Origin of the sequence: Roseixanthobacter finlandensis, from assembly GCF_043195105.2 — a bacterium.
Classification (GTDB): Bacteria; Pseudomonadota; Alphaproteobacteria; order Rhizobiales; family Xanthobacteraceae; genus NCEH01.
Genome location: NZ_CM195536.1, coordinates 2,505,822 through 2,530,726 on the forward strand (window position 1 = coordinate 2,505,822; position 24,905 = coordinate 2,530,726).

Genomic DNA, 24,905 nt, shown 5'->3' on the forward strand with positions numbered 1-24,905 from the left:
GGGCGCGCCGCCGGGATGCTGTGTGCACCGCCGGCATATGGCGCGCGGGCGGCGCCCGTGTAGCATAGGCGCGCGCGTTGGGGAACGCGGGGGCATGGCGGGAACATCAAACACCGGCGAGGACGAACCACCGCGCGCAGAGATGCGCGGCGCGCGGGCGGCTGTCTGGGGCGCGGGGCAGGCCGCGCCGCGCCCGTTCGGTGCCCTGGAGGCACTGCGGGCCCGCCTGTTCACCGGCATCGCCGCCGATATCCGCGCCGAGGCGGAGGCGGGGCGGCTGGTGCTCTGGCTGCCGGTGCTGTTCGCCGCCGGCATCCTGCTCTATTTCGGTGCCGACCAGGAACCCTCGCTCGTCGCATGTCTCCTGCTGACGGCGGTGATGCTGACCGCAACCCTGGCGGCGCGGGCGCGCGCCTCTTCCTTCGCGGTGCTCGCGGGCGCGACGGCGCTCGCCTGCGGCTTCACGCTCGCCTGCCTGCAGACCGCCCGCATCACCCGGCCGATCCTGATTCCGCCGGCGGGCAGCGTGCGGCTGACCGGATTCGTCGAGCATCTGGAAAAACGCGCCACCGCCGACCGCATCCTGCTGCGGGTGGAGACCGCGCAGGCTAAGGGGCTGGATTTCAAGCCCGAGCGGGTGCGCCTCTCCCTCCCGCGCGGATCGGCGCCCAGTGTCGGCGCTGGGATCAGCGTTTCCGCGCGCCTGCTGCCGCCCCTCGGGCCGGCCATGGCGGGGGCGCATGATTTCGGCCGGGCGCCCTGGTTCGCCGGCATCGATGCGGTGGGCTTCGCCCTCGGTCCGCCGAAAGCAACGCCGCTCGCGCAAGCGCCGCCGACAGCGGTGCGCATCGCAGCCCTGGTTCATGGCGTGCGGGTCGCGCTCGCCGCCCGCATCCGCCTGGTGCTGAGCGGTGCCGCCGCCGACATCGCCGTGGCGCTGGTGACTGGCGATCGCTCCTCCATCGCGCCGGCGGTGGAAGAAAGCATGCGCCTGTCCGGCCTCACCCATGTGCTGTCGATTTCCGGCCTCCATATGGCGCTGGTGGCGGGCACGCTGTTCGCGCTGGTGCGCGGGCTGCTGGCGCTGTTCCCGCCCTTGGCGCTCGGGGCGCCGGTCAAATCGCTCGCGGCGCTCTGTGCGCTGACCGGAAGCGCGCTTTATCTCGTGCTGTCGGGCAATGATGTCGCCGCGCAGCGCTCGTTCCTCATGCTCGGCCTGGTGCTGCTGGGGGTGATCGTGGGGCGCGCCGCGCTGACCTTGCGCAGCGTCGCGGTGGCGGCGGTGCTGGTGTTGGCGGCGGCGCCGGTTTCGGTGCTCGATCCCGGCATGCAGATGTCCTTTGCCGCGACGCTCGCGCTGGTGGCGGCGTTCGAGCGGCTGCGCCCGCTGCGCCTGGGATGGACGGCCGAAGGGCCGGTGGCGCGCATCGCGCTGAAGATCGCCCTGTTCGTGGGCGGCCTTGCGCTGACCTCCCTGGTCGCGGGCCTCGCGACGGCGCCTTATGGCGCCCTGCATTTCCAGCGCATCGGCGCCTATGGCCTGCTCTCGAATCTCGCCGCCATGCCGGCGGTGAGCTTCCTGGTGATGCCGTTCGGCCTGCTCGGCGTGCTGCTGCTGCCGTTCGGACTGGATTCGCTGGCCTGGCCGATCATGGGGCTCGGCATCGACATCATGGTGGGCGTGTCGGACAAGGTGGCCGCGCTGCCGGGCGCCGGGTTGCGGACCGATTGGTTCAACCCGCCTTCGGTGCTCGCCGCGAGCCTCGCCCTGCTGTGCCTGTGCCTGCTGCGGGGACGGCTCGCGGCGATCGCGCTTGTTCCGGCGCTCGTGGCCCTCGGCCTCGGCGGCGCGCCGCCGCGACCGGACATTCTGATCGCGCCGAACGGGCGCACGGTGGCGGTGCGCGCGGGCGATGGGCGGCTTTCCATCCTCGGGGCGACTTCCAATCGGATGGTGGCGGACCAATGGCTGAGCCGGGAGAGCGATAGCCGCACCGCGCAGTCCGAGGGCCTTGCCGACGCGTTTCGCTGCGACCGGCTGGGATGCACGGCCACCACCTCGGGCGGCGTGCTCGCCGTCTCCCGTCGGCCGGAGGGGCTTGAGGCGGACTGCCTGAACGCGGCGCTGATCGTGAGCCCCCACCCGGCGCCGAAAAAATGCCCGGCGAGGGTCGTCACGCCCACAGACATGGCCAATACCGGCACGCTGGCCTTGTTTCGTGCGCCCGAGGGGCAGGCATCGCTTGAGGGATGGCGCATCGTCCCGGCGCGGTCCGCACGTCAGCAGCGCCCGTGGATGCCACTTCTTCCGCCGGTCACCGAGGGGGAAAGAGAAGCGGGGTCCGCTTCACAGATCGAGGACGATGCCGCCCGCTGACGCCGCCAAGTGAGGACCGAAATCAGGTTGAACCCGGAAAACTCAATAGCGGCGCATCAGGCCGACCAAACGCCCCTGCACACGGATACGGTCCGGGCCGAAGATCCGGGTCTCATAGGCCGGATTGGCGGCTTCCAGCGCAATGGATGCGCCCTTCTTGCGCAGGCGCTTCAATGTGGCTTCCTCATCGTCCACAAGGGCGACGATGATGTCCCCGGTCTCGGCGCTGTCGCATTTGCGGATCAGCACCGTGTCGCCATCCAGGATGCCGGCCTCGATCATGCTGTCGCCGCGCACCTCCAGGGCGAAATGCTCGCCGGTGCCCAGCATTTCGGGCGGCACGTTCAAGGTGTGGCTGCGGGTTTGGATAGCCGAGATGGGCGATCCGGCGGCGATCCGGCCCATGACCGGCACGGTCACCGTCGGCGCGGTTTCCTCATCCTCCGACGGCGGGCGCACACGGCCGAGGCTGCCCTCGATCACGCTCGGGGAGAAGCCGCGCCCGCCGGCGGTGGCCGCACGGCTCGCGGCAAGGCCGGGGGCTGCGCTGTCCGGCAGGCGGACCACTTCCAGCGCCCGGGCGCGATTGGGCAGGCGGCGAATGAAGCCGCGCTCTTCCAGGGCGGTAATCAGCCGATGAATGCCGGACTTTGAGCGAAGGTCGAGTGCTTCCTTCATCTCGTCGAAGGAGGGCGGGACGCCGGTTTCCTTCAGGCGTTCATGGATGAAACGCAACAGATCATATTGCTTGCGCGTCAGCATGGTCTCACCCGTCCCCATCCCGCTTCCGTCTCGGCAGCGATGTCCCGCAAGAGATCATTGAAACCGAAACAAATCATGAACAAGCATTAGCTGTTCCTTTTGTGTTCCGCAAGGGTGAACATCGCGTTAACGGTATTTCAGGAGGGCAGCTGAAGCACGGAACAGGCATCGCCGGTCTCTCCGGCGGGTGCGAAAGCGGGCCGGATCAACAGGCAATCGGCCATGGCGAGCGTGGTGAGCATCGAGCTGTCCTGGATCGGCAGCGGCGTCGCGACCAAGGCTCCGTCGTCGGCGAACGAGAGGGTCGCGCGCATATAATCCACCCGGGAATCATTGGCTCTCACCGGGCAGCCGAGGCGCGCCGCGCGCAGGTGCGGGCCCTGAGTGGCGGCTCCCTGGAGCGCGTTCAACAGCGGAACCAGGAACAACACGGCGCCGACATAAGCCGACACCGGATTTCCCGGCAGGCCCAGCACGCGCATGGCGCCGCGCGCGCCGAACATCAGCGGCTTTCCCGGCCGCAAGGCGATCTTGTGGACGGTCAGCGTCACCCCCTCGCTGCGCAGGGCGGGCGCGATCAGATCGTGCTCACCCACCGAGGCGCCGCCGGAGGTGATCAGCACGTCTATTCCCGATTCGGCCGCGGCGCGGATGGCGGCGCGGGTCGAATCAAGGGAATCGCCCACAAGGCCGAGGTCCACCGCATCCGCCCCATGGGCGCGCGCCAGCGCCGCGAGGCCATAGACATTCGACACCACGACGTCGGAGAGCGCGCCGCGGCCTTCTCCGGGGCGAACCAGTTCATCGCCGGTTTGCAGAATGCCCACCTTCGGCCGCGCGATAACGTCGAGCGTGGCATGGTCGGCCGCCGCCGCCAGCATCACGTCACGACCGGTGAGGCGGCGCCCGGCGGGAAGAATCAGGCTGCCGGCGGGAAAATCGAACCCGGCCTTGCGCACGTTGCGCAGCGGCGCGGTGGCGGCGGTGGTGGTGATGAGATCCCCCTCGCGCGCGATATTTTCCTGAATCACCACCGTGTCCGCCCCCGTGGGCAGGAGCGCGCCGGTGAAGATGCGGACCGCTTCCCCCGGCGCGACTGTGCCCGCAAACGGACGCCCGGCGGCGGATTCGCCGATCACGCGCAAGGTGGCGGGAACCTGCGCGATATCGGCGGCGGCCACCGCATATCCGTCCATGGCCGACATGTCGGCGGCCGGCTGGCTTCGCCGCGCCCAAAGATCGGCGGCGAGCACGCGGCCCGTGGCTTCGGCAACCGGCACGGATTGCACGGACAATCGCACAACGCCGGCCACCACAAGCGCGAGGGCCTCATCCACTGGCATCAATGCCATGTCGCCCTGCTCCCGATTTAGTTTTTAGCTCAGGCGCCTTAGGCGTCGTCGGCGCGCCATTCGCCGGAGCGGCCGCCAGCTTTCTCCAGCAGGCGAATCCCCTCGATGCGCATGCCGCGGTCGGCGGCCTTGGCCATGTCATAGATGGTCAGGCAAGCGAGGGAAACCGCCGTCAGCGCCTCCATCTCCACCCCAGTCTGCCCGCTAGTCTTGACGCGGGCGCGCACGACGAGGCCGGGGAGGGTGGCATCGGGCTCGATCTCCACTTCCACCTTGGAAATCATCAGCGGGTGGCACAGGGGAATGAGCTCATGGGTGCGCTTGGAGGCCATGATCCCGGCGATGCGGGCGACGCCGAGCACGTCGCCCTTCTTCGCATTGCCCGACAGGATCAGCTCCAGCGTCGGCGCCGCCATCACGACCCGCCCTTCCGCCAATGCCTCGCGCGTGGTGACCGCCTTCTGCGAGACGTCGACCATGCGCGCGGCGCCCTGGGCATCCAGATGGGTCAGTTCGGTCATGGCGTCAGCGGCTCCTGGTCCAGGTCTGTGTCTTGCAGAACGGCACGATCACGCAGCCGCGTACCTTGAGGGTATTGTCCCCGTCCAGGGTCAATGTGGCGCTATAGGTCTTGCCGTCCTCGGCATTATAGATCTCGCCGCCCGTCCATTCGGCCGGGCCGCCCGAGAAGCCCTGGAGAATCTGCAGGCCCTTGAGCGGGCGGCTGCGCAGCGACGCGTTGGAATTATTGACATCCTTCAGCGCCGGATCGGCCTTGATGCCGTCGGAAGACACCAGCCGGCCGCAGACGGAATTGCCGCATTTGTTGATTTCGACGATGCCATTCTTCGTGGGCGTGGCCCAGCTGCCGGTCACATCGGCGGCGAAGGCGGGCACGGCGGCGATCGACAGCGCAGCCGCCAGAAGCAGCGTCCTCATGAGCATTCTCCCTTGATCGTTTCCTCGCATCCGCCTCGTTTCTGGGCCGATGCGCGGCCATTAGACCTCAGGGTGACGTATACGGCAAGCTTACGCCGCAAGAAGCGTGCGCGTCGCGGATGCGACATCGCTTTGCCGCATCAGGCTCTCGCCGACCAGGATCGTGCCGATGCCGATGCCCGCGAGGCGCGCCACGTCCTGCGGAGTGAAGATGCCGCTCTCGCCGATGCAGATCCGGTCCTTCGGCACGCGCGGGGCGAGGCGCGCGCTGGTGTCCAGTGTGGTCTCGAAGGTGCGCAGATTGCGATTGTTGATGCCGACCAGGGTGCAGGGCAAAGCGAGCGCGCGGTCCAGCTCCTCCCCGTCATGAACCTCGACGATGGCGTCCATGCCATAGGCGGTCGCGGCGTCCAGCAGGTCGCGGGCGAGCGCATCGTCCACGCCGGCCATGATGATGAGGATGCAATCGGCGCCCCAGGCCCGCGCTTCCGCCACCTGATAGGTGTCGTACATGAAATCCTTCCGCAGCACCGGCAGCGAGACCGCCGCGCGGGCCGCAATCAGGAAGTCCGGCGCGCCCTGGAACGAAGGGGTGTCGGTGAGCACGGAGAGGCACGTGGCGCCGCCCGCCTCATAGGCGCGGGCGAGCGCGGGAGGATCGAAATCGGCGCGGATCAGGCCCTTGGAGGGGCTGGCCTTCTTGATTTCGGCGATCAAAGCGGTACGCCCCGCGTCCAGCGCCGCGCGCAGGGCACCGGCGAACGGGCGCACCGGGCTCGCCGCGCGGGCCGCCGCTTCCACCTCGGCGAGCGGACGGGCGGCCTTGGCGGCGGCGATCTCCTCGCGCTTATAGGCTTCGATACGGGTGAGAATATCGCTCATGACTTCACCGGGGGCGCGACTTTTTCAGAAACCATGACCAGCTGTTCCAGCCGCGCGCGCGCCGAGCCGGTGTCGAGGGAGGTCTGGGCCATGGCCACGCCCTCGGTCAGATCGGCCGCACGGCCGGCGATCAGCAATGCTGCCGCCGCATTCATCACGGCCACGTCGCGATAGGCGCCGGCTTCGCCATCCAGCACCGCGCGCAAAGCGATGGCATTGTGCGCGGCATCGCCACCCTTGAGGGCCTCGGGCGCGGCGCAGCGCAGGCCCACATCCTCGGGCGCGATCTCGAACGTGTGGATGCGATCGTCCTCCAGCGAGGCGACATGGGTGACGCCGCACAAGGTGATCTCGTCCAGCCCGTCGGAGCCGTTGACCACCCAGGCGCGTTGCGATCCGAGCGTGCGCAGCACTTCGGCCAGCGGCACGATCCAGGATTTGGCGAACACGCCCACCATCTGGCGCTTCACGCCGGCCGGATTGGAGAGCGGGCCGAGCAGGTTGAAGATGGTGCGCGTGCCCATTTCCACCCGCGTCGGCCCCACATGCTTCATGGCCGGATGATGGGAGGGCGCAAACATGAAGCCGATGCCGGCTTCCGCGATGCAGCGCGAGATACCTTCCGGCGTCAGGTCCAGCCGCACGCCCAGCGCTGCGAGCACATCGGCGGCGCCGGACTTGGAGGAGAGCGCGCGATTGCCGTGCTTGGCCACCGGCACGCCGGCGCCCGCCACGATAAAGGAAGCGCAGGTGGAAATATTGTAGGAGCCGGAGGCATCGCCCCCGGTGCCGACCACATCCACCGCTTCGTCGGGCGCTTCCACCGGCAGCATCTTGGCGCGCATGACGCTGACCGCGCCGGCGATCTCCTCCACGGTCTCGCCGCGCACGCGCAGGCCCATGAGCAGCGCGCCCATCTGCGAGGGGGTGGCATCGCCCGACATCATCTTGTCGAAGACATAGGCGGCTTCCTCGCGCGTCAGCGCCGCGCCGGTCGCGACCTTGCCGAGCAGGGGGCGGAACTGTTCCATCGCGTCAGCTCCGTGCCTGCCGGCCTTCATTGAAGGCGCGGGCGATCTCAAGGAAATTGCGCAGCAGCGCGTGGCCGTTTTCCGAGGCGATGCTCTCGGGATGGAACTGCACGCCGTGGACAGGGAGGGTGCGGTGGGCAAGGCCCATGATGAGGCCGTCCTCGGTGCGCGCGGTGACTTCCAGCGCGTCGGGCAAGGTGTTCTGCTCGACAATCAAGGAGTGATAGCGGGTGGCGAGGAAGGAATGGTTGAGGCCGCGGAACACCGAGCGGCCTTCATGATGGATCTGCGACATCTTCCCATGCATGGGAATGGGCGCGCGCACCACATCGCCGCCGAACACCTGGCCGATCGCCTGATGGCCGAGGCACACGCCGAACAGCGGCACTTCGGTGCTGGCGCGGGCGATCAGATCACAGCAGATGCCGGCTTCCGTGGGCGTGCACGGGCCGGGGGAAATGACGATGGCATCGGGCTTTTCCGCCAGAATCTCATCGACGCTCAGCGCATCGTTGCGGTGAACGGTGACGTTTGCGCCCAGCTCGCCGAGATAATGGACGAGGTTATAAGTGAAGCTGTCGTAATTATCGATCAGCGTAACGGCGGTCATCGTGGCTCCAGGCCCGGCGGATCCGGGCAGGCGCGCTCCTCGCGGAAGATGTGGGAGCTGCCCCTGAGTTAAAGCGCGGGGGTGACGGAAGGGTCAAGCCTCACGCCATCGCTCGTGGAGGCACGCGGGACGCGCCATGGTCACTGGCCCCTCTTGGCATGGGCGGCGAAGCGTACCGCTTCCTCGCCGGCGCGAAACAAGGCCTTGGCTTTGTTGATGCATTCCTGATGCTCGCTCAGCGGCACGGAATCATACACCAGCCCGGCGCCGGCCTGCACATACATGCGCCCGTCCTTCACCACGGCGGTGCGCAGCACGATGCAGGTATCCATCTCGCCATTGGCGCTGAAATAGCCGATGGCGCCGGCATAGATGCCGCGCTTGTCCTTTTCCAGCTCGTCAATGATCTCCATCGCCCGCACCTTGGGCGCGCCGGAGACCGTGCCGGCGGGAAAGCCCGCCGCCAGCGCATCGAGAGCGTCGAAGCGCGGATCGACCTTGCCCTCGACGTTGGAGACGATGTGCATCACCTGGCTGTAGCGCTCGATGAAGAAGCTGTCGGTGACTTCCACGCTGCCGATCTGCGAGACCCGGCCGGCATCATTGCGGCCGAGGTCCAGCAACATGAGATGCTCGGCGCGCTCCTTGGGATCGGCCAGCAATTCCTGGGCGAGCGCCTCGTCCTCGGCATGGGTCGCGCCGCGCTTGCGGGTGCCGGCGATGGGGCGGATGGTGACCTTGCCGTCCCGCAGCCGCACCAGGATTTCCGGGCTGGAGCAGACGACGGAAAAGCCCTCGAAGTTCAGATACACCAGGAACGGCGCCGGATTGACCCGCCGCAGCGCGCGATAGAGCGCGAACGGCGGCAGGGCAAACGGGCTCTCGAAGCGCTGGGAAAGCACCACCTGGAAGATGTCGCCGGCGCGGATATAGTCCTTCGCCTTTTCCACCATGGCGCAGAATTCGGCCTCGGTGGTGTTGGAGACCGGCTCCACATGGGCGTGGAACGGCTCCGGCGCAGGATGGGCCATGGGCCGGTCGAGCCCCGCCACCACGCTGTCGAGCCGCGCCAGCGCCGCCTCGAACGCCGCGCGGGCAGAAACGCCCTCCTGCGGGCGCACCGGGGTCACGGCGGTAAGCTCGTCCTTCACCGCGTCGAATACCACCATCAACGTCGGGCGGATCAGCAGGGCTTCGGGGACGCCGATGGGATCGGGCTTGGCCGGCGCGAGGCGCTCCATCTGGCGCACCATGTCATAGCCGAGATAGCCGAACACGCCGGCCGCCATGGGCGGGGCGCCGGGCGGCAGGTCGATCGCCGATTCGGCAAGCAGGCTGCGCAGCGCCGCGAGCGGCGGCTCGGCACACGGCTCGAAGGCACGGGTGTCGATGAGCGCCGAACGGTTGATTTCCGCCGCATCGCCATTGGCGCGCCAGATCACGTCGGGGTCGAGGCCGATCATGGAATAGCGGCCGCGCGTCTGGCCGCCCTCCACCGATTCCAGCAGGAACGCATTGGGCTTCTCGCCCGCGATTCTGAGGAAGGCGGAGACCGGCGTCTCAAGGTCCGCGATCAGGGTGGTGGTCACCACCTGCGCCTCGCCGCGCGCATAGCGCTGGGCGAAGGCGTCGAAATCCGTGGGAGCGTTCATCATCTTCGGGTTCAGTTCGTGCCGGCGCCGATCGCCTGCTGAAGCAGGCGTTCGTTCACCGAGACGCCAATCTGGCTGCGCAACTGGGCGAGATATTGCAGCAGCAGGTCGGTTTCGATCTGCTGGCCGATGCGCGCGGCGGCCTGCTGTTCGGCCGGCGTCACCTGCGGCACCGTGATGCCGGTGACCTGGAACACGATGCGCTCGGCAGGCACCGTGCCCGACGCGAGGCCGAAGCCATTCAGCGGCACATCGAAGATCTTGGCGACGGCGTCAGCCGAGAAATCCGAGGTGGCACGGCCTCTTTGCAGGTTCTGTGCGGTTTTCACTTCAAGTCCGGCACTGGTGGCGACCTGCACCAGGGGCTGGCCGGCCTGGAGCTCCGCCAGCAATTGCTTGGCCTTGGCATCCACCGCCTTGACGGTTTCGTCCTCGGTCCAGCGGGCCAGCACCTGATCGCGCACCTCGTCGAACGGACGTTCGCGGGCGGGCGTCACCTCATTGAGGTCGTACCAGACATAACCGCCGTTCTGGGGCAGTTGCACCGGCTCGGTCTCGACGCCGGGCCGCGTGGCGAAGGCGCCAGCCACCACATCGGCGACGCCCGGAAGGTCGCGGATTTCGGCGCCGGTGGGATCGCGGCCGGAGCGGTCCACCGCATCGATGGTCTCGGTCTGGAGGCCGAGCTTCTGCGCGATCTCGGCGAGCGTGGCGCCGGAGCCGCGCTCGTCCTCGATGGAATCATGCTTGTCGAGCAATTCGCGGCGCGCCCGATCGAGCGCGAGTTCCTTGCGCAACACGTCCTGCACCTGCTCGAACGGCTGGATCTGGGCGGGGTCGATCTTGGTCACATGCACCAATACCGAACCGAACGCGCCGGGAATGGGCGCGCTGGTGCCGTCCAGCGGCAGGGAGAAGGCCGCTTCCGCGATCTTCGGGTCGATCAGGTCGGAGCGCACGACCGTGCCGAGGTCGATGTCCTTGGGGCTGAGGCCGCGCGCGGCGGCGATCTGGTCGAAGGTCTCTCCGGCCTTGATCTTGTCCGCCGCCTGCTGCGCCTCGTCCGCGTTGGAGAACACGATCTGCTGCACCGCGCGGCGCTCGGGCGTGCCGAAGCGGGCGGTGTTGCGGTCATAGGCCGCCTTCACGTCCGCGTCCGCCACCTGCACCCAGGGCGCAAGGGCGGCGGGGGTGAGGGCGAGGGCGGTGATCTTGCGATATTCCGGCGCCCGGAACGTGATCTTGTGGGCGTTGAAGAAGGCCTGCAACTGTTCGTCGGTCGGCGACGGCACGGCACCGGCGGCGGTCGCGCCGACGGCGATATAGGCCACCGCGCGCTGCTCGCTTTCATAGCGATGGGCCGCATCCAGCAGGACCGCCGGCGGGGCAACATCGCCGCCGAGGGCGGAGGCGATCTGCTGGCGCAGCATGCGCTGCTTCTCCGCCGCGAGGAAACGCGGCTCGGTGAGATTGTTGGCGCGCAGGAGCTGCTGGAAATACGCGGGATCGAATTCGGTCGCGCCGGGCCGGCGCAGGGCCGGATTGGCGCGCACGGCGCGCGCGACCTCTTCCTCGGATATCGCCAGGCCGAGCGCCTTGGCGGTATCGTCGAGGGTCGCCTCGGCCACCATCTGGTTCAGGACCTGCCGGTCGAGGCCGAACGCGCGGGCCTGCTCGGGCGTGAACGGGCGCCCGGTGCGGCGGCCGATCTGCTGGATCTGGTCCAGATACTGCTGGCGGAATGCGTCGGCCGAAATCTCGGTGTCCCCGACTTTCGCGACAGCGCGGGCGCTTTGGCCCCGAAACACGTCTGCGATGCCCCAAACGAGAAAGCTGACGGTGAGCAGGAGAAGGAAAGCCTTGGCGATGAAGCCGGAGGCGCCTTTACGGAGAGTCTGAAGTACCATTGCTCAGTCTGGTTTGAGGAGGGGCGCGGCCCCGACGCAGAAGGCGCGCATCATAGGGAGCGGCACCCCGCGCCGCAACGGCGCAGGCGGTGCTGTTTGCCGTGTTGCGCGCCCTCTGATAACCGGTCGGAAAGTTCCCTGTCCATCCGCGTCTGTCCTGGAGGATTTCATGCCCGTTGCCCGCCGCCCGCTCGTTGCCGGAAACTGGAAGATGAACGGGTTGCGGCATTCGGGGGCGGAACTGCTGGCCATGGTCGATGGCTATGACGCCGCCTTGCAGGCCCGCGTCGACCTTCTGATCTGCCCGCCGGTCACCTTGATCGCCGGATTGGCGGGCGAGATCGCCGGCGCCGCCATCGCGATCGGCGCGCAGGATTGCCACGCCAAGCCCTGCGGCGCCCATACCGGGGATATCTCGGCGGAAATGATCGCGGATGCCGGGGGCACCTTCGTCATCGTCGGCCACAGCGAACGGCGCACCGACCATGGCGAGAGCGACGACATGGTCCGCGCCAAGGCCGCCGCCACCCTGCGGGCCGGCCTCGTGCCGGTGGTCTGTGTCGGCGAGACGCAGGCGGAGCGCGATGCGGGCGCCTGCCTCCAGGTGGTGGCGCGGCAAGTGCGCGGCTCGGTGCCGGCGGAGGCTCCGGCGGATCGGCTCGTGATCGCCTATGAGCCGGTGTGGGCGATCGGCTCCGGCCGCGTCCCGACGGTCGAGGAAGTCGAGGAGGTGCACACCGAGATTCGCACCGTCCTGCGGGAGCGGTTCGGTGGAGACGCGGAAAGGGTGCGCATCCTCTATGGCGGCTCGGTGAAGCCGGAAAATGCAGCTGTCCTGCTCCACGCCGCGCATGTGGACGGCGCCCTGGTGGGCGGGGCGAGCCTGAAGGCCGCCGATTTCCTGGCGATCGCCCGCGCCTATCTCTAGGGCGCCACCGCAACGCGGCTGGTTCGAGAGGCAGGTTTGAGGGGCTGGACGCCCCTCAAACCCGCGCCCACTCTCTTAAAGCGAGAAGTTCGTCGCGCTCAGCAATTGCTTGATGACGCTCAGCTCTTCGCCGCTGGTCGGGGTCTTCTGCGAGACGAAGTCAAACACCTTGCCGTCCTGCAGGCCGTAATTCGCGATGCGGGTAACGCGGCGATTCTTGTCGAAATAGATCGCGAGCACCTTCTGCTCGGTGATCTCCGGCTTCAAGAAGGCGACCCGCTTCTCCACCTGGGAGATGTAATAGAAGACGTCGCCCTGCACGGTGGAGACGGTGGAGGGCGTGCCGAGCACCAGCAGCACCTGCTCCTGGCTCGAGCCCACCGGCACCTGTTCCAGGGCGCCCTCGCTCAGAACATAGCCGCGCTGGTAGGTGCGCACCACGCCGCTGATGGACGTGCCGGTGCCGCCAACGAAGTTCGCGCAGCCGGACAATGTGCCGGCAATCACCACCAGTCCGAGCGCTGCGCAGACCGGTCTGCGGGCGTAGCTGCGCGAAACGGAACTTCTCACTTGCGATGACGCCACGCCGATTCCCTCGATTTCAGCCCGTGCGGCACATGCCGCCTGATCCCTGAACGATGCCCCTGCAGATGCCACTGCCCTTGCCACGACGCCTCCAGCGCGCTACGCCCCATGCTCATCCGCGTCTTGCCAACGAGCGACGCACAGACCCGCAAAAAGTGATGCTGAATCTGTTTCGTCGACCCGAGCGCCGAGCGACCATCCAGCGCCTCTATGGCGTGATCGTGGCGCAGGCGCGGCAGCCCGCCTTCTATACCGACTTTGCCGTGCCCGATACCATAGAGGGGCGGTTCGAATTGGTGTTGCTGCATACATTTCTGGTTTGCCATCGCCTCAAGAGCGGGGACGAGGCCAGCCGCGACATGTCGCAAATGGTGTTCGACGCGTTTCTCGACGACATGGACCGCACCTTGCGCGAAATGGGCGTCGGCGATCTTTCCGTGCCCAAGCGCATGAAGAAGATCGGCCAGGCCTTCTATGGCCGCGCCGGCGTGTTCGATGCCGCCTTGCAGGCGGATGCCGCGCCCGACGCTCTGGACGAGGCGGTCGCCCGCAACGTGTATGAGGTCGAGCCGGCCGCGCTCGGCGCGCCGGGCCGGGCGCTTGCCGCCTATGTGCGACAGGCCGTCGCGGGGCTCGCCGCGACACCGGCCGAGGTGTTCGCGCGCGGCGAGGTTCATTTTCCCGCCCCGAATGCAGGCGAGGGTGCCGTCCATGACTGATCTTCCTTATATCCATCGCGTGTCCCTGGACGACGTGCCGGCCCACGGCCTCGCCGTGGCCCTCGTGCCCGACGAAGCCCAGAGGGCGGCGCTGGCGCGGTTCGTGGACATTCCCGCCGTCCACAGCCTGACCGCCGACCTGCGGATCTCCCCGGTGGGGGCGGGCGCCCATGTGACCGGGCGCCTGAAGGCGCAGGTGCGCCAAATCTCCGTGGTCTCCCTGGAGCCGTTCGACACCGACCTCGACGAGGAGATCGACGTCCATTTCGCGCCCGAGGAAGCCATTGCGGCGCGCGCCGTCGATGTGGATGACCCGGAAGCCGAGCTGGACCAGCCCGATGCCATCGTCGACGGCGGTATCGACCTCGGCCATCTCGTAACGGAATTCCTCTCGCTCGCGCTGGATCCCTATCCGCGCATGCCAGGCGAGGAATTCGAAACCGTAGCCGAGGCGCCGGAAGCGCTCTCTCCCTTTGCCGAACTCGCCCGCCTGAAAGACAAATCTTGATTGCCTGCGTCAAATATTGCGGTGTGCGCCCGAGTGGTTATTGTCCGGCCGCTCTGAAGCGGGTGCCTCGTCCGCGGAACAAACTGGAACGTTTGCCTCGATGACCGTGCCCGTTCGCATCGCCGTTGACGCCATGGGCGGAGACCATGGCCCCGAGACCGTTCTCGCCGGTGCCGCGATCGCGCTTGAGCGGCACCCGGACCTGCACTTCATCCTGTTCGGGAACGAAGAACGCTTGCAGTCCGTGCTGGCAGCGCATCCGCGCCTCGCCGCCGCTTCGCGCGTCGTCCACACCGAGATCGTCGTCGGCATGGACGACAAGCCCAGCCAGGCGCTGCGCAACGGTCGATACAAATCCTCCATGTGGCGCGCCATCGACGCGGTGAAGACGCACGATGCCGATGCGGCGGTCTCCGCCGGCAATACCGGCGCGCTGATGGCCATGGCCAAGTTCAACCTGCGCACCATGCCGGGCATCGGCCGGCCGGCGATCGCCGCCATCTGGCCGACCCTGCGCGGGGAAAGCATCGTGCTTGATGTCGGCGCGTCGATCGGCGCCACAGCGCAAAGCCTCGTCGAAATGGCCATCATGGGATCCGCCATGGCGCGGTCCGTGCTGGCCGTCGAGCGCCCCACCATCGGCCTGCTGAACGTGGGCGTGGAAGAGATCAAGGGCGTCGAGGAAGTCAAGGAAGCCGGCCGCCTGCTGCGCGAGGATACCGCCACCGACCTGCTCTACCACGGCTTCGTGGAAGGCAATGATATCGGCGCGGGCACGGTGGACGTGGTTGTGACCGAAGGGTTTTCCGGCAACATCGCGCTGAAGACCGCCGAAGGCACCGCCAAGCAGCTGGCGAGCTATCTGCGCGCCGCCATGGGGCGGACCTGGCGTACCAAGCTCGGCTATCTGCTGGCGCGCGACGCGTTTCGCGTCCTGCGGGAAAAGATGGACCCGCGCCGCTCGAACGGTGGGGTTTTCCTCGGCCTCAACGGCGTTGTGATCAAAAGCCACGGCGGCGCCGATGCTGAGGGCTTCGCCGCGGCCGTGGATCTTGGCTACGACATGGTGCGGCATCAATTGCTGTCGCGCATCAAAACCAGTCTCCTCGCGCGCGTGCCTTCGTCCGACGGGACGGGCGCGACGCTACCGGCAGAAGCGGAAGGTCAATCGTGAGCTTAATTAAGTCCGTGGTCCGGGGCGTGGGGTCCTATCTGCCGGAACGGGTCCTCACCAATAGCGAACTTGCCCGCTCGGTTGACACTTCGGACGAATGGATCGTGCAGCGGACCGGCATCCGCGAGCGTCATATCGCCGCGACCGGCGAGCTGACGTCGGATCTCGCGCGCCACGCGGCGACCCGCGCGCTGGCCGACGCCGGGCTCGTGGCCGGCGACATCGACCTGATCATCCTCGCCACCTCGACCCCGGACCAGACTTTTCCGGCCACGGCTGCAACCGTACAGGCGGAACTCGGTATCCTCCACGGCGCGGCATTCGACCTGCAGGCGGTGTGCTCGGGCTTCGTGTTCGCCCTCGCCACGGCCGATGCTCATTTGCGGACCGGCAGCTTCAAGCGGGCGCTTGTGATCGGCGCCGAGACCTTCTCGCGCATCCTCGATTGGGAGGATCGCGGCACCTGCGTGCTGTTCGGCGACGGCGCCGGCGCCGTGGTGCTTGAGGCGCGCGATGCGGCCGAAGCAGGCGACCGGGGCATTCTGACCACGCATCTGCGCTCGGATGGCCGCCACAGAAGCAAATTGTTTGTGGATGGCGGGCCGTCCTCGACCCAGACCGTCGGGCATTTGCGCATGGAAGGCCGTGAGGTTTTCAAGCATGCGGTCGGCATGATCACCGATGTGATCGAGGATGCGTTCGCCGCAACCGGCGCTTCGGCGGACACGATCGACTGGTTCGTCCCACATCAGGCCAATCGCCGAATCATCGATGCGAGTGCGCAGAAGCTTGGAATCGCACCCTCCAAGGTTGTGACCACCGTGGACCTCCACGGGAATACCTCTGCGGCTTCGATCCCCCTCGCGCTGGACACGGCGCATAAGGATGGCCGCATCAAATCCGGTGACCTGGTTTTGCTGGAGGCCATGGGCGGTGGCTTTACCTGGGGTTCCGCTCTAATCCGATGGTAGGTAAATCATTAATGACGTTGACCAGCCTCGCCCTGAGTGGATAGGGTCACGGCGGCTGACCCTCTCTGTTGGGGCCGGGGAGACATATGGCTGGTAAGACCATAACGCGTGCCGATCTCTGTGAGGCGGTCTACCAACAGGTGGGCCTGTCGCGGACGGAATCCGCAGCGCTTGTTGAGCTCGTGCTGAGCGAAATCGCCGACTGCCTCGCCAAAGGCGAGACGGTGAAGTTGTCGTCTTTCGGTTCGTTCGTCGTGCGCTCCAAAGGGCAGCGCATCGGCCGCAATCCGAAGACCGGGGAAGAAGTGCCCATCGAGCCTCGCCGCGTCATGGTCTTCAAGCCGTCCAGCATCTTGAAGAATCGCATAAACGGGCGCACAGAAAACGGCCTGGATCGCGACTGATCCGCTGGTGTGGGCAAAATTGCCCGCAGTGCATGGAGGCAAGCGCACGTGTCCGGAGCGAGGCAAACGGACAAGTCACCGGACGCCTTTCGCACCATCAGCGAGGTGGCCGAGGATCTCGAGCTGCCCCAGCACGTCCTGCGCTTCTGGGAAACCCGCTTCACGCAGATCAAGCCCATCAAACGGGCCGGAGGCCGCAGGTTCTACCGGCCCGAGGATGTCGATCTGCTGCGGGGCGTGCGGCATCTGCTCTACGGCGAAGGCTACACCATCAAGGGTGTGCAGCGAATCCTGAAAGAGCAGGGGATTCACTACGTCCAGGATCTCGCCATAGAGGAAGAGGCGGCCGGCTTTCAGCCGATGCCGCCGCCTGTCGCGCCGCGCGCGGAAGCGCAGCGCCGGCAAGCGGCCGCGCCGGAGCCCCATGACGAAGCGCCGTACGAAAGCGACATGGATCAGGAGCCGCGCCGGCGGTCCGGCGTGCGGGGGCAGGGCGAAGGCGGCCAGAGCGGCTTTGGCGGCTTCCTTGGCCTGTTGCCGCGCCGTGGCAAGGCGCGCGCCGAATCGCCCGTCGAGGAATCGCCGGTCATCGCGGAATTGCCGTTCCCCGAATTTTCCCAGCATACCCGCCGCCATGAAGGGCCTGTCGAGCCGCGCCTCGAGCCGCTGCCAGCGCCCGCCCGGCCGGCGCCTGTGCATTCTGCATCTGTCCGCCCGGCGGCAGCGCAGCGCCGCACCGGCGCGCCTGTGGCACCGGTTGAGCCACGGCTGGTCCGGGACGACGAAAGCTTCTATCGCCGGATGCCTGAGCCCGCCTATGAGGACGAGGACGAAGAGGACGACGACCCGGCGGAACCCTATGCGCCGCCCCGTCCCGCGCCCTCGTTCGCGCCCGAGCCCCGTCGCGCGGCCGAAGCGGTTCACAGGCCCGTCGTGCCACAGCGTCGGCCGACGCGCGGACCGGCCTCGCGTCTGCCCGAACCGCCGCCGGTTCCCGAACTGGAAGATCCCCTGCTGCCCTTCTTCGACGATGATGCCTTTGGTCCCGACAGCCCGCAGATTTCCGAGCCCCTGGACGCCCGCATCCGCCGCCTGAAGGAGCATGCGCCCGGACCGCCGGAAGACTATATCCCGGCACGCGCGCGCCGAACGGAGGCGTCGCGTGGTGAAGAAACCCGCGCCGAAGTCTCGCGCGCTGAAATCCCGCGCGAGGACGACCGCGAGGTGACGTTCCGGGCGGACATGCGCGATGGCGAGCGCCGGCCGCCGCCCGGCCCAGCGCGCGGGATCGCCCCACCGGCGGACGATTGGCCTAGGGAATGGCGCGAGGAGGAGCCGCGATTCGCGGCGGACCTGAGTGCCGAGCCGCGCTCTGCGCACCCCGGCACCCCGCCTTTGCGCGCGGATGATCGGCGTGACGCCCGCCGGGCCGAGGCCTACACGCCGTCACGGCCCCCAGCGGCGTCTGCCGCCGAGCCGATCGGTAAATTGCGGCTGGGGCCATTGACCGGCCCGGTGGAGGAATTCGAATTGGAGGATCCGGAGCCGTTGCGGTGGGATCATCATCAGGGCTTCCGGCCGGAATCCGCACCGCGCGAGCCGCATCGGCCGGGTCCGCCCGAGCAATATCTGCCGCCGCATCTGCGTTCCGACCCGCGCCTGGTGGGCGCGCCGCCGGTGCCGATCCCGGTTTTATCCCGCGACGACGTGCATCGCCTTCAGGCGACGCTCTATGAATTGGGCGAATGCCGCCGCCTGCTGGGCGGAGCGGTGGAACGGCCGGACGATTCGTCCCAATAAGCTGCCCGTGCGCCGTTGGCGCGGCATTTCCCGCACGTCTGGAAGAGGGTGCCGTACGAACGGCGACGGCACCCCGTGTCGCTCAGTTCGCGGGTTCGTCCGCCTGAGACTGCTGGAGCCACGCGAACAGATTGATCGGTGCGGGAGCGGCCGCGGCCTTGTCCTGGGCCGGGGCGGCTTCGGCCACCTGTTCGCGTCCCAGCACGGCGACGGAGACGCGCGTCAGGCCGTGGCTGGTGAATCCGAGTTCTGACGCCGCGGCGCGCGAGACGTCGATGATGCGACCCCGGACGAACGGTCCACGGTCGTTAATGCGGACCACCACTGTGCGGCCATTGCGCAGGTTGGTCACGCGAACCTTCGTTCCGAAGGGGAGCGAGCGATGGGCCGCAGTCAGGGCATTGGGATTAAAACGTTCGCCGCTTGCGGTGCCCCGTCCCTGCCAATAATAAGAAGCAACACCGGTCTGTCCGGCATCGGCTTTGGCTGGTGTACAGAACGCGCCGAGCGTCAGCGCAAATGTTCCAATCAGAAACCCCTTCTGGATCTCCATTCCCTCGACCTCCATTGTTGTTGATGGGAGATCGGCGAATGACGTTCTATTGGGGCGACAATGTCACTGTTCCGCGGCGAAATCATGATATCTTACTGCTAAGCTTGAAAAATGTATCAGATTGGAACAATATATATCAAAGTTAACGCAAAGTTTCCATCAAGATAACGTCGCTATTCGACCGCACTTGTTGTTTGCGGCAACCTTTTACTGATAAATAAAAATGTCATATGCCAAAGTCGCGAAACCGTGTTCGGCTCCGCGCCCGATTTCCGCCCCATAGCACCAAAGTACCGTCCTCTGTCATTTTGGAGCGTCGGCCGGACAGGCCGGCACGTCAGGCCCGCAACGCGGGTTTTCATTGAGGGTCGCGAAGGGCGGTGGATAGCGCCGCATTTCACTCTTGTAGCCGCCAACGCGATGGTCTAAGCCTCCCCTCCACGTCGGAGCGTAGCGCAGCCCGGTTAGCGCACTAGTCTGGGGGACTAGGGGTCGGAGGTTCAAATCCTCTCGCTCCGACCATTCACATCCCAAGAAATAGCCCCATGGTTCGGCCCGCCTGAAAGCGGGGAGGCACGTCCAATGGGCGCGCAGACCATGGACGCGCGGGCGCCAGGACCGGCGCATCGGCCCGACACGCATCCCGAATCTCAAAAGCCCGCGCTTCGTCGCTCTGTCACGGTGAAGCCCTAGACGATGGCTGTCTGAGCGGGGCGCCGAGCATGCTGAACGCGGTTCTTTTGACCTTGATCCCCGCCGGGGCCGTCATCGCCGGCGCCTTGCTGGGTTTTGTCTGGCGTCCCGGCGCGACGATCCGTGGCGCCGTGCAGCATTTCACCGCCGGCGTGGTGATGGCGGCCGTGGGCGCGGAATTGCTGCCGGAGCTCGGAAGCGCCCATCCCCTCGGCATCGCCATCGGCTTCACGCTCGGCGGCGCGCTCATGCTGGCCATCAAGCGGTGGATTGGCGAGGCGGACGAGAAGGAAGAGGAGGCGCCTGGCGAAAAGCCGGGCGGAAACAATACCGGCCTGCTGGTGACGGTCGGCGTCGATCTGTTCATCGACGGCCTGTTGTGCGCGGTCGCGCTCGCGGCGGCGCCGGAAAGCGGACTGGTGATCGTCGCGGCCCTGACGCTGGAGGTCTTCTTCCTCGGCCTCGCCACGAGCGTCTCCCTCAGCCGACCGGGCGCCGGGGCAGGGGGTGTGATGAAGGCGTGCGCGCTCGCCGCGCTGGTGCCGATCGGCGGAGCGAGCGGCGCGCTCGCGTTCCTCTCCCTCCCGGACCTCTGGCAGGTGGGCATCCTCGCATTCGCCACCGCCGCCCTGATCTATCTGGTGACCGAGGAATTGCTGGCGGAAGCCCACGCCGACGGCGAGGACACGACCTTCGTTGCGGCCACCTTTTTCCTCGGCTTCCTCGCAGTGCTGATGCTGAAGGCGCTTGGGGGCTAGGCCCGCATTCTAGGCGCTCGCCCTTGCCGGCCTGGGTTGTGCGGGAACCGCAGAGCTTTCGGGCACGGGGTGGGCGGTATCGTCGGCGTCGGAGGATTCGGGGCGCCCCGCCGCGATCAGGCAGGCCGCCAACGCCTCTTCGAGGCTTGTCGCGACCGCATTGCTGCCGGATTGGCTTTCGAGGGCGGCGCGCATGGCGCCATCGTCATGGGCGCCAAACGCCGCGAGAAGGATTTCGCTCTGCGGCAATCGCCGGCGCAGCCGCCGGCTGGAATAGCGCATGTGCGCCGTGCCTGCGTTTTCAAGCGACGACAGGATGGTCAGCGCCAGATCGGACCCGCTGAGATTGGCGAGATTGGCGATGGTCAGCGTTTCTGGACCGCAGACGCGCGCCGCCAGCCCATGGCGCTTCAGCAGATGCGCCAACAGGTCCGCCGCCGCGAGATCGAGGCCGGACCGCGCCGCGATGCAGAGAATGGGAGCCTCGCCCCGCCAGCGCTGCGGCAGCGTCTCGGCATCGACCACGGGATAGGCGCCGCCCGCCGGGCTTGCGGCAACGGCGGCCTCGGCTTCGCGCTCATCGGTTTCGCCCTTGGGGATGCCGTCTGGAATATCGGACAGATTCTCCAGCAATTCCCCGAGACTGAGGCGCAGCCGCGCGATCCGCGCGTCGTCCAGGGTGCCGCGGGAAAGATCCTGCTGCGCGAGCCGCAGGCCGGGCAGGGCGACATTGTCGAGATAGGCCAGGAAGCTACGTTCCTTCAGGAATTCCTCGGCCTTGCTGGTGGCCTCGGTCGGGTCGCCCGCCAGCATGCGCTGGTAAAACAGCTCCGGCGCACTGAGCGGCGGCCGGTCGCCGAGCATCACGTCGAGAAATTCCAGCTGGTCCACATGGCGGCCGAGCACCACGGCGCAGAGCGTGAGCGGGGTCGCGAGCACCAGCCCGATTGGTCCCCACAGCCAGGTCCAGAAGGTGGCCGATGCCACCACCGCGACCGGGGAAAGCCCGGTGCTCCGCCCGTAGACCAGCGGCTCGATGATGTGGCCGACGAGGGGCTCCACGAGGGCGAACAGGGCGATTGTGGATAACACGATGCTCCAGCCGGGATCGACGGCGAGCGCGAGCGCGATCGGCAGCAAAGCGGCGATGATCGCGCCGATATAAGGAACGAAGCGTAGCACCGCCGCCATCAGCCCCCACAGCAGCGGGCTCGGCACACCGATCACCCACAGGCCGAGGCCGATCACGGTGCCGAAGCCGGCGTTCAGCATCACCTGCATCAAGAAAAAGCGGGACAGGCGGCGGGCCGCATCGTCGAGCGCGGCGGTGGTGCGCTGGATGTCGCTCGCCCCCGCAAGGCGGATGAAGCGATTGCGCAGGTCCTCCCGCTGCAACAGGATGAAGATGAGAAAGATGAAGATGATGCCGGTGGTGGCGAGCGGGTGAACCAGCGGTGTCATCACCGCGCCGAGCATGCCCAAGGTGCCGGGATTGGGCTGGCGGATCTCCACCGGCAGGGGCGGTTGCTCGGCGGTGCCCGCATTCGGGCTTCCAGTCCGGCTTTCGGGTGCCGGCCGGTCAAGCTCGTTGCCGAGGTCCTGAAGCATCTGCGCCGCGCGCTCCAGCGTGCCGGACCCCTCGGTCGCACCTCGCAGCGAGCGGATCTTGTCGCGGATATTCACCTGATATTGCGGCAGATCGCCCGCGAGCTCCGCAACCTGGCTCGCCACCACCGCCCCCAGCGAGATGAGGCCGAGGAAGGTGAGCACGACGACGCTGGTGACGGCCAGCGTGCGCGGAATTTTCAACCGTCGCAGCACCACAATCACCGGCGCGAGCACAAAGCTGAGCAGCATGGCGAGCGCCACCGGCACCAGCACTTCGCGGGCGAAATACAGCATCGCGATGATGGCGCTCGTCGCCAGCAGCGTGCCGACGGCGCCCGAACCCAGCGGAATGACGGCGGCGCGCGGCGGCACCACCTGTTGCTGAAGGATGGGATGGGCCGTGCGGTCCGGCCCACTGCCCTCCGCCTCGCTCATGATGCCACTTCGAGCAGCAGGAGCGAACGGCCTGTCACTTCATAGACATGGGCGAACGGAAAGGTGGGCTGCGCCGCCGGGGCGGGGGCGTTGGTATCGACGACGAGGCGCCATCCCTTGCCGCCCACAACCTCGGGAAGGGTGAAATTCACCACGTCGAAATGCGCGTTCACGATCAGCAGCAAAGTGGTGTCGGTCCCCTTGCGGCGGATGCCGGTGGGCTGCGCGCGCCCGTCCATCAACACGCCCATGCACCGGCTCAGGCCATCCTGCCACTGCTCCTCGCCCATTTCGGTCCCGTCCGGGGCGAGCCAGCACACGTCCTTGACGTCGAGCTCCTTGTTATAGGCGCCGCTGAGGAAACGGCTTCGACGCAGCAAAGGGTGAGATTGGCGCACGGCGATCAATTTGCGCACGAAGGCGTGGAGTTCGCGCCCGGCCGGGGTGAAATCCCACTCGATCCAGCCGATTTCATTGTCCTGGCAATAGGCATTGTTGTTGCCCCCCTGGGTGCGCGCGAATTCATCGCCACCCAGGATCATCGGCGTCCCTTGGGAAAACAGCAGCGTCGCCAGCATGTTGCGCATCTGGCGGGCGCGCAGGGCGCAGATCTCCGGATCCTCGCTCGGGCCCTCGACGCCATGATTCCATGAGAGATTGTGGGAATGGCCGTCGCGATTGTCCTCGCCGTTCGCCTCATTGTGCTTGTCGTTATAGGAGACCAGATCCGCGAGGGTGAAGCCGTCGTGGGCGGAAATGAAATTCACCGAAGACCACGGCTTGCGGCCGCGCCGGTTGAAGAAATCGCCCGAGGCCGTGAGGCGGGTGGCGAGTTCCGCGATCTGGCCGTCATCGCCCTTCCAATAGGCGCGCACCGTGTCGCGATAGCGGTCGTTCCATTCCGCCCAGCCCGGCGAGAAGCCGCCGACCTGATATCCGCCCGGACCGCAATCCCAAGGTTCGGCAATCAGCTTCACCTGCGAGAGAATGGGATCCTGGCGGCAGGAATCGAGGAACCCGCCGCCCTCGTCGAAGCCATGGGCTTCGCGGCCGAGGATGGTGGCAAGATCGAAGCGGAACCCATCGACCTGCATCTCGGTGGCCCAATAGCGCAGGCTGTCCGTAACCATCTGCAGGACGCGCGGATGGGAGAGGTTCACCGTGTTTCCGGTGCCGGTATCGTTGATATAAAAGCGCTTGTCCTCGGGCAGACGGTAGTATGAGGCGTTGTCGATGCCCTTGAACGAGAGCGTCGGGCCAAGCTCGTTGCCCTCGGCGGTGTGGTTATAGACCACGTCCTGGATGATCTCGATGCCCGCCGCGTGGTAACGCGCGACCATCTCCTTGAACTCATTGACGTTCGGGCTCGCGAGATAGAGCGGATGCGGGGCGAAGAAGGAGATGGTGTTGTAGCCCCAATAATTCCGCAGATCCTTTTCCACCAGATAGCTGTCGTCCACGAAGCCGTGCACCGGCAACAGCTCCAGGGCGGTGATGCCGAGGTCTCTCAGATAGTCGATCACTTCCGGCGCCATGAGACCGGCGAACGTGCCGCGCAAATCCTCCCGCACCTGGGGGTGGCGCATGGTGTAGCCGCGGGCGTGGGCCTCATAGAGAATGGTGCGGTCCCATGGCACCAGGGGGCGGCGCGTCATGCCCCAGGTGAAGGCCGGATCGATCACCCGGCATTTCGGCATGAAAGTGGCGCTATCGCGGGTGTCGAAGGTGAGATCCTTGTCCTTGTCCTTGCTCTCCATCTGGTAGCCGAACAGGGCCGGGTTCCAGGTCAATCCCCCCACCAATTGCTTGCCATAGGGATCAAGAAGCAGCTTGTTGGGATTGAAACGATGGCCGGACGCGGGCTCGTAGGGGCCATGGACGCGATAGGCATAGACGAGGCCGGGCCGGGCATCGGGCAAATAGCCGTGCCACACCTCGTCGGTATATTCGGGCAGCTCGATGCGCTCCACCTCGCGCTCGCCGTCAGGATCGAAGAGGCACAGCTCCACCTTGGTGGCATTGGCGGAGAACAGGGCGAAGTTCACGCCGAGCCCATCCCAGGTGGCGCCCAGAGGAAACGGGTTTCCCTCCCGGACCCGCGACGCCTTCATCACCTGAGGAGCCGCGTCCGATACCAGCATATCCATATCCCTTGCCCCCATGATGCGCCCGGCCCGCCAGCCGACCTGTGAGTGCACAACGCCGCACGGCAATCTTGGTTGCGTCGCACGGGGCCGGTGCGGAAGCGGGCGCCGCG

At 67.0% G+C, this 24,905-nt stretch carries 21 protein-coding genes, 1 tRNA gene and 2 pseudogenes; 11 read left to right on the forward strand and 13 right to left on the reverse strand.

The genetic code is table 11. The features are described from left to right. The first annotated feature begins 94 nt into the window (after positions 1-94). Positions 95-2,377 carry a ComEC/Rec2 family competence protein gene (locus V5G24_RS11695; protein ID WP_394082497.1) on the forward strand — a complete coding sequence of 761 codons (2,283 nt, stop codon included), beginning with the start codon at positions 95-97 and terminating at the stop codon, positions 2,375-2,377. A 42-nt stretch (positions 2,378-2,419) separates the two neighbouring features. Here V5G24_RS11695 and lexA read toward each other — a convergent pair whose 3' ends face one another. The 9 genes from lexA to V5G24_RS11740 form a co-directional block, all read right to left on the reverse strand. After that, entirely contained in the window at positions 2,420-3,139 is a 720-nt protein-coding gene (gene lexA / locus V5G24_RS11700) for a transcriptional repressor LexA (RefSeq protein ID WP_394083084.1), read from the reverse strand. A 137-nt stretch (positions 3,140-3,276) separates the two neighbouring features. After that, positions 3,277-4,491, reverse strand: coding sequence for a molybdopterin molybdotransferase MoeA (locus V5G24_RS11705; protein ID WP_394082495.1), 1,215 nt, complete (start codon positions 4,489-4,491; stop codon positions 3,277-3,279). A 38-nt stretch (positions 4,492-4,529) separates the two neighbouring features. Beyond that, complete coding sequence (moaC, locus tag V5G24_RS11710) at positions 4,530-5,012, reverse strand: cyclic pyranopterin monophosphate synthase MoaC (RefSeq protein ID WP_394082493.1); 483 nt, start codon at positions 5,010-5,012, stop codon at positions 4,530-4,532. 4 nt (positions 5,013-5,016) lie between these two features. Next, complete coding sequence (locus V5G24_RS11715; RefSeq protein ID WP_394082491.1) at positions 5,017-5,430, reverse strand: DUF2147 domain-containing protein; 414 nt, start codon at positions 5,428-5,430, stop codon at positions 5,017-5,019. A gap of 90 nt (positions 5,431-5,520) precedes the next feature. Continuing rightward, on the reverse strand, positions 5,521-6,312 hold the full coding sequence (trpC, locus tag V5G24_RS11720) for an indole-3-glycerol phosphate synthase TrpC (RefSeq protein ID WP_394082489.1): 792 nt from the start codon (positions 6,310-6,312) through the stop codon (positions 5,521-5,523). Beyond that, a complete protein-coding gene (gene trpD / locus V5G24_RS11725; protein ID WP_394082487.1) occupies positions 6,309-7,343 on the reverse strand; it encodes an anthranilate phosphoribosyltransferase in 1,035 nt (344 codons plus the stop codon). Before trpD ends, trpC begins: the two co-directional genes overlap by 4 nt. 4 nt (positions 7,344-7,347) lie before the next feature. After that, positions 7,348-7,953, reverse strand: a complete 606-nt coding sequence (locus tag V5G24_RS11730) for an anthranilate synthase component II (RefSeq protein ID WP_394082485.1) — start codon at positions 7,951-7,953, stop codon at positions 7,348-7,350. A 140-nt stretch (positions 7,954-8,093) separates the two neighbouring features. Then, on the reverse strand, positions 8,094-9,605 hold the full coding sequence (gene trpE, locus V5G24_RS11735; RefSeq protein WP_394083082.1) for an anthranilate synthase component I: 1,512 nt from the start codon (positions 9,603-9,605) through the stop codon (positions 8,094-8,096). A gap of 11 nt (positions 9,606-9,616) precedes the next feature. Further along, a complete protein-coding gene (locus tag V5G24_RS11740) occupies positions 9,617-11,512 on the reverse strand; it encodes a peptidylprolyl isomerase (protein ID WP_394082483.1) in 1,896 nt (631 codons plus the stop codon). Between the two features lie 169 nt (positions 11,513-11,681). Between V5G24_RS11740 and tpiA the strand changes: the two genes are divergently transcribed. Continuing rightward, complete coding sequence (gene tpiA / locus V5G24_RS11745; protein WP_394082481.1) at positions 11,682-12,440, forward strand: triose-phosphate isomerase; 759 nt, start codon at positions 11,682-11,684, stop codon at positions 12,438-12,440. A 75-nt stretch (positions 12,441-12,515) separates the two neighbouring features. On the opposite strand, the gene V5G24_RS11750 is transcribed toward tpiA, so the two are convergent. Continuing rightward, entirely contained in the window at positions 12,516-13,010 is a 495-nt protein-coding gene (locus V5G24_RS11750; protein ID WP_394082479.1) for an outer membrane protein assembly factor BamE, read from the reverse strand. Positions 13,011-13,183: 173 nt separating this feature from the next. On the opposite strand from V5G24_RS11750, the gene V5G24_RS11755 reads away from it, so the two are divergent. The 7 genes and pseudogenes from V5G24_RS11755 to V5G24_RS11785 all read left to right on the forward strand — a co-directional run bounded on the left by V5G24_RS11755 (position 13,184) and on the right by V5G24_RS11785 (position 18,601). After that, positions 13,184-13,744 (forward strand): ubiquinol-cytochrome C chaperone family protein, encoded by a 561-nt coding sequence (locus V5G24_RS11755; protein ID WP_394082477.1) that lies wholly within the window; start codon positions 13,184-13,186, stop codon positions 13,742-13,744. Then, the gene (locus V5G24_RS11760; RefSeq protein ID WP_394082475.1) at positions 13,737-14,252 is read left to right on the forward strand and encodes a YceD family protein; all 516 of its coding nucleotides are present in this window, start codon (positions 13,737-13,739) and stop codon (positions 14,250-14,252) included. The genes V5G24_RS11755 and V5G24_RS11760 overlap by 8 nt, the downstream gene beginning before the upstream one ends. Before the next feature lie 100 nt (positions 14,253-14,352). Further along, complete coding sequence (gene plsX / locus V5G24_RS11765) at positions 14,353-15,426, forward strand: phosphate acyltransferase PlsX (RefSeq protein WP_394082473.1); 1,074 nt, start codon at positions 14,353-14,355, stop codon at positions 15,424-15,426. Beyond that, positions 15,423-16,397, forward strand: coding sequence for a beta-ketoacyl-ACP synthase III (locus V5G24_RS11770; protein ID WP_394082471.1), 975 nt, complete (start codon positions 15,423-15,425; stop codon positions 16,395-16,397). Before plsX ends, V5G24_RS11770 begins: the two co-directional genes overlap by 4 nt. Before the next feature lie 86 nt (positions 16,398-16,483). Then, positions 16,484-16,801 (forward strand): integration host factor subunit alpha, encoded by a 318-nt coding sequence (locus V5G24_RS11775; protein ID WP_348845236.1) that lies wholly within the window; start codon positions 16,484-16,486, stop codon positions 16,799-16,801. Between the two features lie 48 nt (positions 16,802-16,849). After that, positions 16,850-17,129 (forward strand): annotated as a pseudogene (locus V5G24_RS11780) (MerR family transcriptional regulator); the annotation flags it as partial. A gap of 473 nt (positions 17,130-17,602) precedes the next feature. Further along, the gene (locus V5G24_RS11785; RefSeq protein ID WP_394083098.1) at positions 17,603-18,601 is read left to right on the forward strand and encodes a hypothetical protein; all 999 of its coding nucleotides are present in this window, start codon (positions 17,603-17,605) and stop codon (positions 18,599-18,601) included. A gap of 199 nt (positions 18,602-18,800) precedes the next feature. On the opposite strand, the pseudogene V5G24_RS11790 reads toward V5G24_RS11785, so the two are convergent. Continuing rightward, positions 18,801-19,154: pseudogene (locus tag V5G24_RS11790) on the reverse strand (septal ring lytic transglycosylase RlpA family protein); the annotation flags it as partial. Positions 19,155-19,598: 444 nt separating this feature from the next. Between V5G24_RS11790 and V5G24_RS11795 the strand changes: the two are divergent. After that, a tRNA-Pro gene (locus V5G24_RS11795) sits at positions 19,599-19,676 on the forward strand. A 200-nt stretch (positions 19,677-19,876) separates the two neighbouring features. Further along, positions 19,877-20,605: a ZIP family metal transporter gene (locus V5G24_RS11800; RefSeq protein ID WP_394082467.1), complete on the forward strand. Its 729-nt coding sequence runs from the start codon at positions 19,877-19,879 to the stop codon at positions 20,603-20,605. Between the two features lie 9 nt (positions 20,606-20,614). Here V5G24_RS11800 and V5G24_RS11805 read toward each other — a convergent pair whose 3' ends face one another. Both V5G24_RS11805 and glgX read right to left on the reverse strand, forming a co-directional pair. Beyond that, positions 20,615-22,648: an AI-2E family transporter gene (locus tag V5G24_RS11805; protein ID WP_394082465.1), complete on the reverse strand. Its 2,034-nt coding sequence runs from the start codon at positions 22,646-22,648 to the stop codon at positions 20,615-20,617. After that, positions 22,645-24,795: a glycogen debranching protein GlgX gene (gene glgX, locus V5G24_RS11810; protein WP_394082463.1), complete on the reverse strand. Its 2,151-nt coding sequence runs from the start codon at positions 24,793-24,795 to the stop codon at positions 22,645-22,647. Before glgX ends, V5G24_RS11805 begins: the two co-directional genes overlap by 4 nt. Positions 24,796-24,905: the final 110 nt, after the last annotated feature.